Annotated in this window: 15 protein-coding genes and 1 pseudogene; 15 read left to right on the top strand and 1 reads right to left on the bottom strand. The window is 56.3% G+C overall.

The annotated features are described in order from the left end of the window. The first annotated feature begins 50 nt into the window (after positions 1 to 50). The 6 genes from corC (at position 51) to HA43_RS18700 (ending at position 6,065) form a co-directional block, all read left to right on the top strand. Entirely contained in the window at positions 51 to 932 is an 882-nt protein-coding gene (gene corC / locus HA43_RS10750; protein WP_094111647.1) for a CNNM family magnesium/cobalt transport protein CorC, read from the top strand. A 4-nt stretch (positions 933 to 936) separates the two neighbouring features. Then, the gene (lnt, locus tag HA43_RS10745) at positions 937 to 2,463 is read left to right on the top strand and encodes an apolipoprotein N-acyltransferase (protein WP_039383154.1); all 1,527 of its coding nucleotides are present in this window, start codon (positions 937 to 939) and stop codon (positions 2,461 to 2,463) included. 404 nt (positions 2,464 to 2,867) lie between these two features. After that, positions 2,868 to 3,761, top strand: coding sequence for a glutamate/aspartate ABC transporter substrate-binding protein (locus HA43_RS10740; protein WP_039383153.1), 894 nt, complete (start codon positions 2,868 to 2,870; stop codon positions 3,759 to 3,761). A 160-nt stretch (positions 3,762 to 3,921) separates the two neighbouring features. Then, on the top strand, positions 3,922 to 4,662 hold the full coding sequence (locus HA43_RS10735; protein WP_039383152.1) for an amino acid ABC transporter permease: 741 nt from the start codon (positions 3,922 to 3,924) through the stop codon (positions 4,660 to 4,662). After that, positions 4,662 to 5,339, top strand: coding sequence for a glutamate/aspartate ABC transporter permease GltK (gltK, locus tag HA43_RS18705; RefSeq protein ID WP_039383151.1), 678 nt, complete (start codon positions 4,662 to 4,664; stop codon positions 5,337 to 5,339). The genes HA43_RS10735 and gltK overlap by 1 nt, the downstream gene beginning before the upstream one ends. Beyond that, positions 5,340 to 6,065 carry an amino acid ABC transporter ATP-binding protein gene (locus HA43_RS18700; RefSeq protein WP_039383149.1) on the top strand — a complete coding sequence of 242 codons (726 nt, stop codon included), beginning with the start codon at positions 5,340 to 5,342 and terminating at the stop codon, positions 6,063 to 6,065. A 58-nt stretch (positions 6,066 to 6,123) separates the two neighbouring features. On the opposite strand, the gene HA43_RS10725 is transcribed toward HA43_RS18700, so the two are convergent. Further along, complete coding sequence (locus tag HA43_RS10725; protein ID WP_039383147.1) at positions 6,124 to 6,606, bottom strand: zinc ribbon-containing protein; 483 nt, start codon at positions 6,604 to 6,606, stop codon at positions 6,124 to 6,126. 301 nt (positions 6,607 to 6,907) lie between these two features. On the opposite strand from HA43_RS10725, the gene leuS reads away from it, so the two are divergent. From leuS to rlpA, 9 genes and pseudogenes are all read left to right on the top strand, one after another. Further along, on the top strand, positions 6,908 to 9,490 hold the full coding sequence (gene leuS, locus HA43_RS10720; RefSeq protein WP_094111646.1) for a leucine--tRNA ligase: 2,583 nt from the start codon (positions 6,908 to 6,910) through the stop codon (positions 9,488 to 9,490). 14 nt (positions 9,491 to 9,504) lie between these two features. Then, positions 9,505 to 10,104, top strand: coding sequence for an LPS assembly lipoprotein LptE (gene lptE, locus HA43_RS10715; protein WP_039383142.1), 600 nt, complete (start codon positions 9,505 to 9,507; stop codon positions 10,102 to 10,104). Beyond that, entirely contained in the window at positions 10,101 to 11,132 is a 1,032-nt protein-coding gene (gene holA / locus HA43_RS10710) for a DNA polymerase III subunit delta (RefSeq protein WP_039383140.1), read from the top strand. The genes lptE and holA overlap by 4 nt, the downstream gene beginning before the upstream one ends. Further along, entirely contained in the window at positions 11,125 to 11,793 is a 669-nt protein-coding gene (gene nadD / locus HA43_RS10705) for a nicotinate-nucleotide adenylyltransferase (RefSeq protein WP_094111645.1), read from the top strand. The genes holA and nadD overlap by 8 nt, the downstream gene beginning before the upstream one ends. 111 nt (positions 11,794 to 11,904) lie before the next feature. Further along, on the top strand, positions 11,905 to 12,222 hold the full coding sequence (gene rsfS / locus HA43_RS10700) for a ribosome silencing factor (protein WP_071668979.1): 318 nt from the start codon (positions 11,905 to 11,907) through the stop codon (positions 12,220 to 12,222). Positions 12,223 to 12,225: 3 nt separating this feature from the next. Further along, positions 12,226 to 12,696 (top strand): 23S rRNA (pseudouridine(1915)-N(3))-methyltransferase RlmH, encoded by a 471-nt coding sequence (gene rlmH / locus HA43_RS10695; RefSeq protein WP_071668978.1) that lies wholly within the window; start codon positions 12,226 to 12,228, stop codon positions 12,694 to 12,696. 33 nt (positions 12,697 to 12,729) lie between these two features. Continuing rightward, a complete protein-coding gene (gene mrdA / locus HA43_RS10690; protein ID WP_094111644.1) occupies positions 12,730 to 14,634 on the top strand; it encodes a peptidoglycan DD-transpeptidase MrdA in 1,905 nt (634 codons plus the stop codon). 8 nt (positions 14,635 to 14,642) lie between these two features. Further along, positions 14,643 to 15,755: a peptidoglycan glycosyltransferase MrdB gene (gene mrdB, locus HA43_RS10685; protein WP_039385756.1), complete on the top strand. Its 1,113-nt coding sequence runs from the start codon at positions 14,643 to 14,645 to the stop codon at positions 15,753 to 15,755. Positions 15,756 to 15,765: 10 nt separating this feature from the next. Beyond that, positions 15,766 to 16,544, top strand: a pseudogene (rlpA, locus tag HA43_RS10680) (endolytic peptidoglycan transglycosylase RlpA); the annotation flags it as partial. Positions 16,545 to 16,567 lie beyond the last annotated feature (23 nt).

Below are 16,567 nucleotides of genomic sequence, written 5' to 3'. Positions count from 1 at the left end.
GGACGCGGGCAGCTATCCTTATCTAACAGCGAGATCGTAATTAAAACGCCATGAGCGACGACCATTCTCAAAACAACGACGCCCCCAGTAGTAAAAAGGGCTTCTTTTCCCTGCTGCTTAGCCAGCTGTTTCACGGTGAACCTAAAAATCGTGATGAACTGCTGGGTCTGATCCGTGATTCTGAACAAAAAGAGCTGATTGACCAGGATACCCGCGACATGCTGGAAGGGGTGCTCGACATCGCCGAACAGCGCGTACGCGATATCATGATCCCACGCTCACAGATGATCACCCTGAAGCGCAATCAGAGTCTGGAAGAGTGCCTGGCCGTGATTATTGAATCTGCGCACTCCCGTTTTCCGGTCATCAGCGAAGATAAAGATCACGTTGAAGGCATTCTGATGGCGAAAGATCTGCTGCCGTTTATGAGCAGCAGCGCTGAGCCCTTCAGTATGGAAAAGGTGCTGCGTCCTGCGGTAGTGGTGCCGGAAAGCAAGCGCGTTGACCGCATGCTGAAAGAGTTCCGCTCGCAGCGCTATCATATGGCGATTGTTATTGATGAATTTGGTGGCGTATCCGGCCTGGTGACCATCGAAGATATTCTGGAGCTGATTGTCGGCGAAATCGAAGATGAGTATGACGACGAAGAAGATCGCGACATCCGTCAGCTGAATCGCCATACCTACACGGTACGCGCGCTGACGCCGATTGAAGATTTCAACGAGGCGTTCGGCACCGATTTCAGCGATGACGAAGTGGATACGATTGGCGGTCTGGTTATGCAGGGCTTTGGCCACCTTCCGGCTCGCGGCGAGAGTATCACTATTGATGGCTACCACTTCAAAGTCGCTATGGCGGACAGCCGTCGTATTATTCAGGTGCATGTGAAAATTCCGGAAGATTCTCCACAACCGCAACTCGAAGACGAATAACTTTATGGCATCTGCCTCTCTTTTTTCCCGCCAGCGGGTGCGTCTGCTGCTGGCGCTGATAGCGGGTGCCACCGGCACCCTTGCCTTTTCTCCTTACGATTTCTGGCCTGCGGCGCTTATCTCCCTGGCGGGTTTGCAGGTATTACTGCTAAACCGTCGTCCTGCCCAGGCTGCAGCGCTTGGCTTTACATGGGGCTTTGGCCTGTTTGGCAGCGGCATTAACTGGGTCTATGTCAGCATCGCTACCTTTGGCGGTATGCCCGGGCCGGTAAACGTCTTTCTGGTGCTGCTGCTGGCAGCATATCTGGCGCTCTATCCGCTGCTGTTTGCCGTGGTGCTCAACCGCTTCTGGCCGCGCGCTACTCTATGGCGGCTGGCGCTGGCGGCGCCGGCGTTATGGCAAATCAGTGAGTTTCTGCGCGGCTGGGTCCTGACGGGTTTCCCCTGGCTGCAGTTTGGCTACAGCCAGATTGACGGTCCGCTGAAAGGTATTGCGCCGCTTGCGGGCGTAGAGACCATTACCTTCCTGCTGATGATGATTGCCGGCCTGCTGGTCTTTGCCCTGCATCAGCGCAGTCTGAAAAGCCTGATTGTTGCCGCAGCCCTGCTGCTGCTGCCGTGGCCGCTGCGTATGCTGCACTGGTATCAGCCGCTGCCGGCACGCAGTGTGGACGTGGCGATGGTACAGGGTAATATCCCGCAATCGATGAAGTGGGATCCGCAGCAGCTGCGCGACACGCTGCGCGTCTATACCAGCTACAGTCAGCCCTATATCGGCAGTGCGCCGCTGATTATCTGGCCTGAATCAGCTATTACCGATCTTGAAAGTAACCAGCAGCCCTTTTTACAGGCGCTGGACGCGGAACTGCGCGCGCGCGGCAGCAGTTTGATCACCGGCATTGTTGACTCACGCGTTGAGGGTGATAACCGCTATCACGACTATAACTCCGTCATCGTGCTCGGTGGCAAACAGCCTTATAACTACCAGAGCCGTAACCGCTATCAGAAAAATCACCTGGTGCCGTTCGGCGAGTTTGTGCCGCTGGAGAGCCTGCTTCGTCCGCTGGCGCCGTTCTTCGATCTGCCCATGTCCTCTTTCAGCCGCGGTGCTTACATCCAGCCACAGCTGAACGTGGCGGGTTATAACCTCACCAGCGCCATCTGCTATGAAATCGTTCTGGGCGAACAGGTACGTGCCAACTTCCGGCCAGATACCAACTTCCTGCTGACGGTTTCAAATGATGCCTGGTTCGGCCACTCGATCGGTCCGTGGCAGCATTTTCAGATGGCGCGCATGCGTGCGCTTGAGCTGGGACGCCCGCTGCTGCGCTCGACAAACAATGGCGTTACGGCCGTGGTCAACGCCGACGGCGACGTTGAAAAGATGATCCCGCAGTTTACCCGCCGGGTACTGGAGGCGCGCGTAACGCCTGCTGCAGGCGAAACGCCCTATGCGCGCAGCGGTATCTGGCCGGTCTGGTTACTGACGCTGGCAGCGATCACCGCCGCCATTGCACGCCGGCGCGTCTGACGCTCGCGTCTCCCTGAAAGCGAAGCCACGGCTTCGCTTTTTTTTTGTCTTTCCGCTGAAACATTCTCCTGCAATGCTGCGTAATGTGGCACAAAGCTTGCTGTTAACCATAACGACAGCGGCGAATCCCGGCAGCAGGCTTGCTGTCGTGAATTTCACGCACTGTTAACGGGCATGATTGCGCACTGAAACAGCGCAAGGCAGCTACATTGCCTTGTAATGGTGCGGAGCGGCTCGCAAAAAACAAACTTTTTTGTTTCATTGCGTTAACATTTCGCTATGTTAGTCCCCTATCCTGCGCGCAGTTGCGCTAAAGGATTATTAAAAAAGCAGCAGGACACAGACATAACATCACGCTCTGCGCAGTTTTATTCTGCGCGACATTCACACGAAGGAGTTGGAACATGCAAATGCGCAAAGTGGCCTTATCACTTCTGCTGTTGGGAGCAGCAGCGGGCGCGGCTCAGGCAGAAGATTTCACCGGCACGCTGAAAAAGATTAACGACAGCGGCGTTATTGTCGTCGGCCATCGTGAGTCATCCGTTCCCTTTTCTTATTATGACAACCAGCAAAAAGTCGTCGGCTATTCGCAGGACTACTCCAGCGCCATTGTGGCAGCGATCAAAACCAGACTGAATAAACCCGATCTGCAGATCAAGATGCTGCCAATTACCTCGCAGAACCGTATTCCTCTGCTGCAGAACGGCACCTACGATTTTGAATGTGGTTCCACGACAAACAACGTTGAGCGTCAGCAGCAGGCGGCCTTCTCTGACACCATCTTTATCATCGGCACCCGTTTACTGGTGAAAAAAGGCGGTGACATTAAAGATTTCACCGATCTGAAAGGCAAAACGGTTGTGGTCACCTCCGGTACCACCTCTGAAATTCTGCTGCGCAAGCTGAATGATGAGAAAAAGCTCGATATGCGCATTATCAGCGCTAAAGATCATGGCGATTCGTTCCGCACGCTGGAAACCGGACGTGCCGTCGCCTTTATGATGGATGATGCCCTGCTGGCCGGTGAGCGCGCCAAGGCGAAGAAGCCTGATAACTGGGAGATTACGGGTACCGCGCAATCCAAAGAGGCTTACGGCTGCATGCTGCGTAAAGACGATCCACAGTTCAAACAGCTGCTGGATGAAACCATTGCTAAGGCACAGACCTCCGGTGAAGCGACCAAATGGTTTGATAAATGGTTTAAACAGCCTATTCCGCCAAAAAACCTCAATCTGAATTTTGAACTCTCCTCCGATATGCAGGCCCTGTTTAAATCACCTAACGACAAGGCGCTGTAACGTAACAACGATAACAAGGGCGGCCAGGCTGCCCTCCTGATTGCTGAACATGCGGTACGGACAGACAGACTGCTGCGGGTCGTTCCCCTGCGGCAGGAAAAAAGAGACCGCTCAACAATCTTATGGGTAGCCTGGCTACCCTTTTTTACCGGAGCTCGTTATGGGTATCGACTGGAACTGGGGCATCTTTTTACAGCAGGCTCCGTTCGGCAATACGACCTACCTTGGCTGGCTGTGGTCCGGATTTCAGGTGACCGTCGCGGTCTCCTGCTGCGCCTGGATTATCGCCTTCCTGGTGGGATCGCTGTTTGGCATTCTGCGTACCGTACCGAATCGCCTGCTGGCTGCGATTGGCACCTGCTATGTAGAGCTGTTTCGTAATATCCCGCTAATTGTGCAGTTTTTCTTCTGGTATCTGGTGGCGCCGGAACTGGTTGGTGAGAAGCTCGGCATGTGGTTTAAGGCGGAGCTTGATCCAAACATTCAGTTCTTCCTCTCCTCCATGATCTGTCTCGGACTTTTTACCGCAGCGCGCGTCTGCGAGCAGGTGCGGGCGGCGATTCAGTCGCTGCCGCGCGGACAGAAAAATGCCGGACTGGCTATGGGGCTGACGCTGCCACAAACCTATCGTTATGTGCTGCTGCCTAACGCCTACCGGGTGATTGTGCCGCCGATGACCTCGGAAATGCTGAACCTGGTCAAGAACTCCGCCATCGCCTCCACGATTGGCCTGGTCGACCTGGCTGCCCAGGCGGGCAAGCTGCTCGACTACTCGGCGCACGCCTATGAGTCCTTTACTGCGATTACGCTCGCCTATGTCGGCATCAATCTGGTGATTATGCTGGTCATGGGTCTGGTAGAACGCAAAATTCGCCTGCCCGGCAACCTGGGAGGGAAATAATGTACGATTTTGACTGGAGCTCTATTCCGCCCAGCCTGCCCTACCTGCTTAATGGCATGGTGATTACGCTTAAAATTACCGCCGTAGCGGTGGTGTTCGGCATTATCTGGGGCACCATTCTGGCCGTTATGCGCCTCTCAACGTTTGCCCCGGTACGCTGGTTTGCAAAACTCTACGTCAACCTGTTCCGTTCAGTCCCTTTGGTGATGGTACTGCTGTGGTTCTATCTGGTTGTGCCGAGTTTTCTGCAGCAGGTGCTGGGCCTGTCGCCGCAGACGGATATTCGTCTTATCTCTGCCATGGTGGCCTTTGCGCTGTTTGAGGCTGCTTATTATTCGGAAATTATTCGCGCCGGTATCCAGAGCATCTCTCGCGGACAATCAAATGCCGCACTGGCGCTCGGCATGACGCAGTGGCAATCAATGAAGCTGATTATTCTGCCGCAGGCGTTTCGCGCCATGGTGCCGCTGCTGCTTACTCAGGGCATTGTGCTGTTCCAGGATACCTCACTGGTCTATGTACTGAGCCTGGCTGATTTTTTCCGCACCGCCTCTACCATTGGCGAGCGCGATGGTACCCAGGTAGAAATGGTTCTGTTTGCCGGTCTGGTCTATTTCGCGATCAGCCTGAGCGCGTCGTTGCTGGTTAGCTATCTGAAAAGAAAAAGGACAGTTTAAATGATTAGCCTGAAAAATGTTTCTAAGTGGTATGGGCACTTTCAGGTGCTGACCGACTGCTCAACCGAGGTAAAAAAAGGAGAAGTGGTGGTGGTCTGCGGGCCCTCGGGCTCGGGCAAATCCACGCTGATTAAAACCGTCAACGGACTGGAGCCGGTTCAGCAGGGCAGCATTCAGGTCAACGGCACTGAAGTGAACAATAAAAAGACTAATCTGGCCAAACTGCGCAGTCAGGTCGGCATGGTGTTTCAGCACTTTGAGCTGTTTCCTCATCTGAGCATTATCGATAACCTGGTGCTGGCGCAGGTAAAAGTACTGAAGCGCGATAAAACGGCGGCGCGAGATAAAGGACAAGCCCTGCTGAAGCGCGTGGGGCTCTCTGCTCACGCGGAGAAGTTTCCGGGGCAGCTTTCAGGAGGCCAGCAACAGCGTGTGGCCATCGCCCGTGCGCTCTGCATGGACCCGATCGCCATGCTGTTTGATGAGCCCACCTCCGCGCTCGATCCGGAGATGATCAATGAAGTGCTGGATGTCATGGTTGAACTGGCAAACGAAGGCATGACGATGATGGTGGTGACGCACGAAATGGGCTTTGCGCGTAAGGTGGCTAATCGCGTTATCTTTATGGATGAAGGAAAAATTGTCGAAGATACCCGCAAAGATGACTTCTTTAATAATCCGCAGTCCGGGCGCGCGAAAGAGTTCCTGGCAAAAATTCTGCACTAAACGCTGAACCATGCGCGCCGCCTGCACACACGCAGCGGCGCGCTGTTAACGCAATCTGTCAGGGTTCAAACGGCTGGCGCTGAAACTGATCGTGATTGCACTCAGGGCAGCGCGTCAGGCTTTCAGGCGTATAGATAGCGCGCGTAAATCCGCAGTTTTCGCACACCAGATTACCCAGCCCCACCACCTCACCGCTCTGATAAACGCCGTGATGATGCAGGTCTTTAAACACCTCACGCCACTCCAGCTGACTCTTATCTGTGATATCCGCCAGCTCTTTCCACAGGCTCTCACGGATCACACGTAAAAAGACCGAATCTTCCAGCGCGCTTTCCGCTTCGGGATAGCTGCGGGAGAATTCGTAAAGATCGCGTCGCACCGCACGCATTACTTCATCCACTTCAGAAGATGAGAGACTCTCGTCGGTCAGCAGATCCTGACGCGCTTCCGCGACCAGCGCGTCGATATCGCGTTCACCGTGCTCCAGTCGCTGGGTTAACGTTGCTACCGTGGTTCGATACGCCTGCGCCACGTTATTCATTTTATTCTCCTTTCTGCTGTGAGGGCTGCTGTAAGTTTAGCCGCTTTATCGCAAAAGCTCTGACGGTCATCGCGGAAATTGCAAAAGCGCGGAAGCCGCAACGCATTCCGCAGAAAAGCGGCGGAGAGGGACGGTGAAATGTTGTTGAGGGCGGGGCTTATGGGTATGCTATGCGGATCATAAATAGACAAACCCGGCCTGTCCGATGCGGCGGTCAAGCCATCAGGCGACGATGTCAGCGGCTCTGCTGCTGCACCAGACGGTCCGGGAAAACGATTTTTACTAAGGATCACAGGCAGCCATGCAAGAGCAATACCGCCCGGAAGAGATAGAATCCCGCGTCCAGCAGCACTGGGACGAAAATGAAACCTTCAAAGTCACCGAGCAGGAAGGCAAAGAGAAATATTACTGCCTTTCGATGCTGCCCTATCCTTCTGGCCGCCTGCACATGGGCCACGTGCGTAACTACACCATTGGCGATGTTATTGCCCGCTATCAGCGCATGCTGGGCAAAAACGTTCTGCAGCCGATTGGCTGGGACGCTTTTGGTCTGCCCGCTGAAGGCGCTGCGGTAAAAAACAATACTGCGCCGGCGCCATGGACCTACGACAACATCAACTACATGAAGAACCAGCTGAAGCTGCTGGGCTTTGGCTACGACTGGAGCCGTGAACTGGCGACCTGTCAGCCAGAGTACTATCGCTGGGAACAGTGGTTCTTCACCAAACTTTACGAAAAAGGCCTGGTGTACAAAAAGACCTCGGCGGTGAACTGGTGCCCGAACGATCAGACCGTGCTGGCTAATGAGCAGGTAATCGATGGCTGCTGCTGGCGCTGCGACACCAAAGTTGAGCGCAAAGAGATCCCGCAGTGGTTTATCAAAATCACCGACTACGCTGAAGAACTGCTTAACGACCTCGACAAGCTGGATGAGTGGCCGGAGCAGGTTAAAACCATGCAGCGCAACTGGATCGGCCGTTCAGAAGGGGTTGAAATCACCTTTGACGTTGCGCACAGCGACGAAAAGGTCACGGTTTACACCACCCGTCCCGATACCTTTATGGGCGCGACCTACGTCGCCGTGGCGGCGGGTCATCCGCTGGCGCGACAGGCTGCCGCAGGCAATCCGGTGCTGGCCGATTTCATTGCCGAGTGCAGTACGACTAAAGTCGCAGAAGCGGATATGGCCACGATGGAGAAAAAAGGCATGGCGACCGGCCTGTCTGCTATCCATCCGCTGACCGGTGAAGCCATTCCGGTATGGGTCGCAAACTTTGTACTGATGGAATATGGCACCGGTGCGGTGATGGCGGTACCTGGTCATGACCAGCGCGACTGGGAGTTTGCGACTAAATATGGCCTGAACATCAAGCCTGTTATCCGCAACCTCGATGGCACAGAACCCGATCTGAGCAGCGGTGCCATGACTGAAAAAGGCACGCTGTTTAATTCCGGTGAGTTTGACGGTCTGGATCACCAGGCGGGCTTTAACGCAATCGCCGACGCGCTGACGGCAAAAGGCGTTGGCGTACGCAAAGTTAACTACCGTCTGCGCGACTGGGGCGTTTCGCGTCAGCGCTACTGGGGTGCACCTATTCCGATGGTCACGCTGGAAGATGGCACGGTCGTCCCTGCGCCAGAAGATCAGCTGCCGGTTATCCTGCCGGAAGATGTGGTCATGGATGGTATCACCAGCCCGATCAAAGCGGACCCGGAGTGGGCTAAAACTACCGTGAATGGTCAGCCAGCACTGCGCGAAACTGATACCTTTGACACCTTTATGGAATCTTCCTGGTACTACGCGCGCTATACCTGCGCTAACTACAACGAAGGCATGCTGGATCCGGCGGCGGCCAACTACTGGCTGCCGGTAGACCAGTACGTAGGCGGTATCGAACACGCCATCATGCACCTGATGTACTTCCGCTTCTATCACAAGCTGCTGCGTGACGCGGGCCTGGTTAACTCCGATGAGCCAGCAAAACGCCTGCTGTGTCAGGGCATGGTGCTGGCGGACGCGTTCTACTATGTTGGCGTTAACGGCGAGCGCAACTGGGTCTCTCCGGTTGATGTTACCGTTGAGCGCGATGATAAAGGACGTATTACCAAAGCAGTGGACAATCAGGGCCGCGACGTTATCTACGCCGGCATGAGCAAAATGTCGAAGTCGAAAAACAACGGCATCGATCCACAGCTGATGGTTGAGCGTTACGGCGCCGATACCGTACGCCTGTTTATGATGTTTGCATCGCCGGCAGATATGACCCTGGAGTGGCAGGAGTCTGGTGTGGAAGGCGCTAACCGCTTCCTGAAACGCGTCTGGAAACTGGCTTACGATCACGTAGCGAAAGGCGCAACTGTCGCGCTGGATGTCAGCGCACTGAATGATGAACAGAAAGCGCTGCGTCGCGATCTGCATAAAACCATTGCGAAAGTCGCAGATGACATTGGTCGTCGCCAGACCTTTAACACCGCTATCGCTGCTATCATGGAGCTGATGAACAAGCTGCTGCGCGCGCCGCAGGAGAGCAAACAGGATCGCGCACTGATGCAGGAAGCGCTGGTCGCCGTTACGCGCCTGCTCTATCCGTTCACGCCGCACGCCAGCTATGTCCTGTGGCAGGCGCTGGGTGGCGAAGGCAGCATTGATAATGCGCCGTGGCCGGTAGCGGATGAAGCCGCAATGGTCGACGATTCAATGCTGGTTGTCGTTCAGGTTAACGGTAAAGTACGCGGTAAAGTCACCGTGGCAGCAGATGCCACTCAGGAGCAGGTGCAGGCGCGAGCCGCACAGGAGCCACTGGTGGCAAAATATCTGGACGGCGTCACCCTGCGAAAAGTGATTTATGTCCCTGGCAAACTGCTTAACCTGGTCGTGGGTTAAGTTCAGGAGGAACTGTGCGACAACTAGTTATCAGGCTGTTTGTCCTGTTTGCGGTGCTGGTCACCGCAGGCTGTGGATTTCATCCGCGCGGCACCACTCAGGTGCCACCGGAGATGAAAACGCTGATTGTACAGAGTGGCGATCCTTACGGCCCGCTGGCGCGTACCGTGCGTCAGCAGCTGCGCATCAACGATGTAAACATCATTGAGGACAGCAAAGAGGCCAGCGCAACCTACCCGACGCTGCGTCTGGGAGGCGTGCGGCAGGCGCGTGACACGGCTTCAGTGTTTATCAGCGGTACCACGGCAGAATATTCGCTGGTGATGACGCTGACCGCACAGGTCGTGCTGCCCGGCAAAGGGATTTACCCTATCAGCACCACGGTCTACCGCTCGTTCTTCGACAACCCTAACGCCGCACTGGCAAAGGATGCGGAACAGGATATGATCCTGCAGGAGATGCGTCAGCGTGGAGCAGAGCAGCTGGTGCGTAAACTGCTGACGGTCCATGCCGCGCAGCTCAATAATAAAGAGACGCTGCCGGAGCCGGAGATCATCGCCCCGGGTTCTGATTCACCGGAAGTGCCCTCCTCTTCCGCCACCAGTCTGCAATGATCAGGATTTATCCTGAGCAACTGCGCGCGCAGCTTCGTGAGGGGCTGCGCGCCTGCTATTTTCTCGCCGGTAATGAACCCCTGCTGATCCAGGAGAGTGCGGATGCTATCCGCGCTGCTGCCGGCAGTCAGGGATTTGAAGAGCACTTTTCGGTCACGCTGGATGCCCAGACTGACTGGCAGGCGCTTTTTGCCAGCTGTCAGGCGCTGAGCCTGTTCACCCTGCGCCAGACGCTGACGCTGACGCTGCCGGAAAACGGCCCGAATGCTGCGATGGCTGAGCAGCTGGTTACCCTCTCTGCCCTGCTGCATAGCGATATCCTGCTGGTGCTGCGTATGACAAAGCTGACCAAAGCGCAGGAAAACAGCGCCTGGTACAAAGCGCTGAGTCCGCAGGCGGTGCTGGTGCCGTGTCAGACGCCGGAACAGGCACAGCTGCCGCGCTGGGTCGCCGCGCGGGCCAAAGCGATGCAGCTCAGCGTCGATGAGGCAGCGGTTCAGCTGCTGTGCTACTGCTATGAAGGCAATCTGCTGGCGCTGGCTCAGGCGCTGGAGCGGCTGTCGCTGCTCTGGCCTGACGGCAAACTGACGCTGCCGCGCGTGGAAGCAGCAGTCAATGATGCGGCCCATTTTACGCCATTTCACTGGGTGGATGCGCTGCTGGCGGGGAAAGGCAAGCGGGCGCTGCATATCCTGCATCAGCTGCAGAAAGAGGAGAGCGAACCGGTGATCCTGCTGCGCACCCTGCAGCGCGATCTGCTGACGCTGCTGCATCTGCAGCGCAATCAGGCTAAGCAGCCTCTGCGCACGCTGATGGATCAGCAGCGCATCTGGCAAAACCGGCGCGCGCTCTTCACCGGGGCGCTGCAGCGGCTGGACGCCGAACGACTGCATCAGGCGGTACACCTGCTGGCTGAGCTGGAGCTCACCATGAAGCAGGATTATGGCCAGAACCTCTGGCCGCAGCTGGAAACGCTCTCGCTGCTGCTCTGTCAGCGTCACTTTCCGTCAGGATTACATTATGTCTGAACTCTGCGCCCTGTTTGGCGGCACGTTTGATCCGGTGCATTATGGTCATCTGCGTCCGGCAGAGGCGCTGGCGCAGCAGGTCGGACTGAAAAAAGTCACGCTGATGCCCAACAATGTTCCCCCCCACCGGCCACAGCCGGAAGCGAGTGCCGCACAGCGGGTGGCGATGCTGCAGTGTGCGATTGCCGACCGGCCGCTGTTTGATATCGACACGCGCGAACTGCAGCGTCAGACCCCTTCCTGGACAGTGACTACGCTGGAAGCACTGCGCCAGGAGCGCGGCCCGCGGCAGCCGCTGGGCTTTATCATCGGTCAGGATTCGCTGCTGTCGCTGCATAAATGGCATCGCTGGCAGGAACTGCTGTCACTCTCCCATCTGCTGGTTTGCAAACGGCCGGGCTATGCGACGGAAATGGGTTCGCCTGAGATGCAGCGGTGGCTGGAGCAGCATCAGACGCAGGACAGTGCGGCGCTGCATCAGGCACCGGCAGGCCATATCTGGCTGGCGGAGACGCCGCTTTATGCGATTTCTGCCACCGAGATCCGCCAGCGGCGCCATCAGGGAGAATCCTGCAGCACGCTGCTGCCGCCAGCGGTGATCGACTATATTGATCGCGCTGGCCTCTATCTGGATGCTCCGCCCGCCGGCGCGGGTAAATAACCCGGATATATATCTCCTCCGGTTGTAGCATGCTATACTGCGCCGCTTAATTTTTGGCTGCATTTCCGGGCATTCAGCCAGCCCGCATTACCTGTTTTTAAGGGGAACCTTTTGCAAGGCAAAGCACTCCAAGAGTTCGTTATTGATAAGATTGATGATCTGAAAGGCCAGGATATCATTGCGATTGATGTCCAGGGCAAATCCAGCATCACCGATTACATGATCATCTGCACCGGCACCTCAACCCGCCACGTCTCCGCTATTGCCGATCACGTTATGCAGGAGTCCCGCGTAGCTGGCCTGACTCCGCTGGGCGTGGAAGGTAAAGCAGCGGCAGACTGGGTTGTCGTCGATCTCGGTGACGTCATTGTGCATGTAATGCAGGAAGAGAGCCGTCAGCTTTATGAGCTGGAAAAGCTCTGGAGCTAAGCAGTGAAACTGCAACTTGTAGCCGTTGGCACCAAAATGCCCGACTGGGTTCAGACCGGTTTTATGGAGTATCTGCGGCGCTTTCCGAAAGATATGCCGTTTGAGCTGACTGAAGTTCCGGCCGGGAAACGCGGCAAAAACGCTGACATCAAACGCATTCTGGAAAAAGAAGGTGAAGCGATGCTGGCGGCAACAGGCAAAGGCAACCGTATTGTCACGCTCGACATTCCCGGACAGCCGTGGGAGACCCCGCAGCTGGCGCAGCAGCTGGAGCGCTGGAAGCTGGATGGTCGTGATGTCAGCCTGCTGATTGGTGGTCCTGAAGGCCTGGCTCCGGCGTGTAAAGCCGCTGCTGAACAGAGCTGGTCGCTGTCGGCGCTGACGCTGCCTCATCCGCTGGTACGCGTGCTGGTTGCTGAGAGCCTATACCGCGCCTGGAGTATCACCACGAATCACCCTTATCATCGTGAATAAACGCCCGACAACCTCCAGATAAAAACGCAGCGGATGAAACTACAGAGCAACGCTTTTCGCGATTACACTGCCGAACAAAAACTGTTTGTCCGCCGCGCCCTTGTGGCGTTCATCGGCATTCTGCTGCTCTCCTGCGTGCTGGTTTTCAACCTCTATCATCTGCAGATCCTGCGCTTTGATGATTACAGCACCCGCTCAAATGAAAACCGTATCAAGCTGGTGCCGGTCGCCCCGAGTCGCGGCATCATCTACGATCGCAACGGCGTTCCGCTGGCGCTGAACCGCACGATTTACCAGGCTGAACTGGTGCCGGAAAAAGTTGACGACCTTAAGCAGACGCTGCAGGCGCTGCGACCAGTGCTGGATCTGACTGACGACGATATCGACGCTTTTGAAAAAGAGCGCAAGCGCTCGCGTCGCTTTACCTCTATTCCGGTAAAAACCGGCCTGAATGAAGTACAGGTCGCACGTTTTGCCGTAAATCAATACCGCTTTCCCGGCGTGGAAGTTAAAGGCTACCAGCGCCGCTATTATCCTTATGGTCAGACGCTGACCCACGTTGTGGGATACGTATCGAAAATCAACGATCGTGACGTAAAACGCCTTGATGAAGAGGGCAAGTGGCCTAACTATGCCGCCACGCATGATATTGGCAAGCTCGGTATCGAAAACTACTACGAAGATGTGCTGCATGGCAAAACCGGCTATGAAGAGGTTGAGGTCAATAACCGCGGACGCGTGATACGCCAGCTGCATGAGCAATCCCCGCAGGCGGGCCGCGATATCTGGCTGACCGTTGACCTGCGGCTGCAGCAGTACATTGAAACGCTGCTGACCGGCAGCCGGGCGGCGGTAGTCGTCAGCGATCCGCGCACCGGTGAGATCCTGGCGCTGGTCTCCACGCCAAGCTACGACCCCAACCTGTTTGTCGATGGGATCTCCAGTAAAGATTACAAGGCGCTGCTCAGTGATGAAAACCGGCCGCTCTATAACCGTGCGCTGCAGGCTGCCTATCCGCCCGCCTCAACGGTAAAACCTTACGTAGCGGTATCAGCGCTGAGCGCGGGGGTCATTAACCGTAATACCAGCCTGTTTGATCCTGGCTGGTGGCAGCTGCCCGGTTCTGAAAAGCGTTATCGCGACTGGAAAAAGTGGGGCCACGGCCGTCTCAACGTGACCAAATCGCTGGAAGAGTCAGCCGATACGTTCTTCTATCAGGTCGCCTACGATATGGGCATCGATCGCCTCTCCGAGTGGATGACTAAATTTGGCTATGGTCATCGCACCGGTATCGACCTGCCGCAGGAGAGCGCCGGTAACATGCCGACGCGCGACTGGAAAATGAAGCGTTTTAAAAAGCCCTGGTATCAGGGTGACACCATTCCGGTCGGCATCGGACAGGGTTACTGGACCGCTACGCCGGTACAGATGAACAAAGCGATGATGATCCTGATTAATGACGGCGTGATCAAAGTGCCGCATCTGCTGCGCGCTACGCGTGAGGGCAGCGCCATGGTGCCTTATCGTCAGCCGCCTGATGCGCCGATTGGCGATATTCACTCCGGGTACTGGGAGATTGCCAAAGATGGCATGTATGGCGTCGCCAACCGGCCTAACGGGACTGCGCACAAAAGCTTTGCTGATGCGCCCTATAAGATTGCTGCCAAATCAGGTACCGCCCAGGTATTCGGTCTGAAAGAGAATGAGACCTATAACGCGCATAAAATTGCCGAGCGCCTGCGCGATCACAAACTTATGACCGCGTTTGCGCCGTACGACAAACCGCGGGTGGCCGTGACCATCATTCTGGAGAACGGCGGTGCCGGTCCGGCGGTGGGAACCGTGATGCGCCAGATCCTCGATCACATAATGCTGGGTGACAATAATACGGTGCTGCTTGAAGCCGCCCCGACGCCGCCCGGCTACGAAGGTGAATAATCATGTCGATGAACGATAGTCCGCAGAAAAGGACGATCTGGACGCGTATCCATATCGACCCGCTGTTTATGTTAATTATTCTCGCGCTGCTGACCTACAGCGCCATTGTGATCTGGAGCGCCAGCGGGCAGGATCCGGGCATGATGGAGCGTAAGCTGGGTCAGATTGCCATGGGCACGGTGATTATGCTGGTCATGGCGCAGGTTCCGCCGCGCGTTTATGAGAGCTGGGCGCCCTATCTCTATATTGTCTGCGTGATTTTGCTGATAGCCGTTGACGCCTTTGGTCATATCAGTAAAGGCGCACAGCGCTGGCTGGATCTTGGATTCGTCCGCTTTCAGCCGTCAGAGATCGCCAAAATTGCCGTGCCGCTGATGGTTGCGCGCTTTATTAACCGCGACGTCTGTCCGCCCACGCTGAAAAATACCGGCATCGCGCTGGTGCTGATCTTTATGCCCACGCTGCTGGTGGCCGCACAGCCCGACCTCGGCACCTCTATTCTGATCGCCGCTTCCGGCCTGTTTGTGCTCTTCCTGTCCGGTATGAGCTGGAAACTGATTGGCGTTGCGGTGCTGCTGGTTGCGGCCTTTATTCCGGTGCTGTGGTTTTTCCTGATGCATGACTACCAGCGCGATCGCGTGATGATGCTGCTCGATCCCGAAAGCGACCCGCTCGGCGCGGGGTATCACATTATTCAGTCCAAAATAGCTATCGGCTCAGGTGGGCTGCGCGGTAAAGGCTGGCTGCACGGCACGCAGTCACAGCTGGAGTTTCTGCCGGAGCGCCATACCGACTTTATCTTTGCCGTGCTGGCAGAGGAGCTGGGCCTGGTCGGCGTGCTGCTGCTGCTGCTGCTCTATCTGCTGCTGATTATGCGCGGCCTGATCATCGCCGCACGGGCGCAAACCACGTTTGGTCGCGTGATGTCAGGCGGATTAATGCTGATTCTGTTTGTTTATGTTTTCGTTAATATTGGCATGGTAAGTGGTATCTTACCGGTGGTTGGCGTACCGCTGCCGCTGGTCAGTTACGGCGGGTCGGCGCTGATCGTATTAATGGCGGGGTTCGGCATTGTCATGTCGATCCATACTCATCGAAAAATGTTGTCTAAAAGCGTTTAAGAGGCTGCACATGCGTAAGGACTGGCTTGGGGTTGCACTGGCGTCACTGGTATTAAGTGCCTGTACCACACAGGAACCGCAAACAAATACGCCGCCGCCACAGCCGGCGTATAACGGTCCGGTAGTGGAGATCCCGGGCGTGAGCCGCATTATGAACCGATTAATCCGGCTACCAGCCAGGATTACAGCGTGAATGGCAAAACCTGGCGCGTGGTCAAAAATCCATCTGACTTCAGCGAAGTGGGCCTGGCAACCTGGTATGGCGATGAGGCTAAAGGCAACCGTACCGCTATCGGTGAAACTTACGATCCTGATGCACTGACCGCTGCGCACCCTACCCTGCCGCTGCCGAGCTACGTACGCGTTACCAATATGGCGAACGGCCGGCAGATTGTGGTGCGCGTTAACGATCGCGGTCCCTACATGCCCGGGCGCATTATCGATCTGTCACGCGCCGCCGGCGATCGTCTGAACATTTCCAATAATACCCGTGTGCGGGTCGATTTTATCAACGTTGCGCCTGATGGCTCACTCTCCGGCCCTGGTACAATTGGCACCAGGGTGGCGAAGCAGAGCTATGCGCTGCCTGCCCGTCCCGATCTCAGCGGCGGCAATGTGATGAACGGCGGCAGTGCGCCGCAGCCGACAGAATCAGACGTACGCGAGGTTGATAACCGTTCGCTGCAGGGCGACGACAGCCTGGGTGCGCCGGTACAGAGCAGCGGCTTTCTGGGCGCGCCGCAGCCGTTAGCAACCGGCGTGCTGGAGGACAGCGAGCCGTCGCCGGCCCTGCGCCAGCACCCGCGGTAGCG

Origin of the sequence: Pantoea eucrina (assembly GCF_002095385.1) — a bacterium.
In the GTDB taxonomy this organism is placed as follows: Bacteria; Pseudomonadota; Gammaproteobacteria; order Enterobacterales; family Enterobacteriaceae; genus Pantoea; species Pantoea eucrina.
Note: the sequence above shows the minus strand (reverse complement) of the source record. Positions and strands in the feature narration are given on the sequence as shown.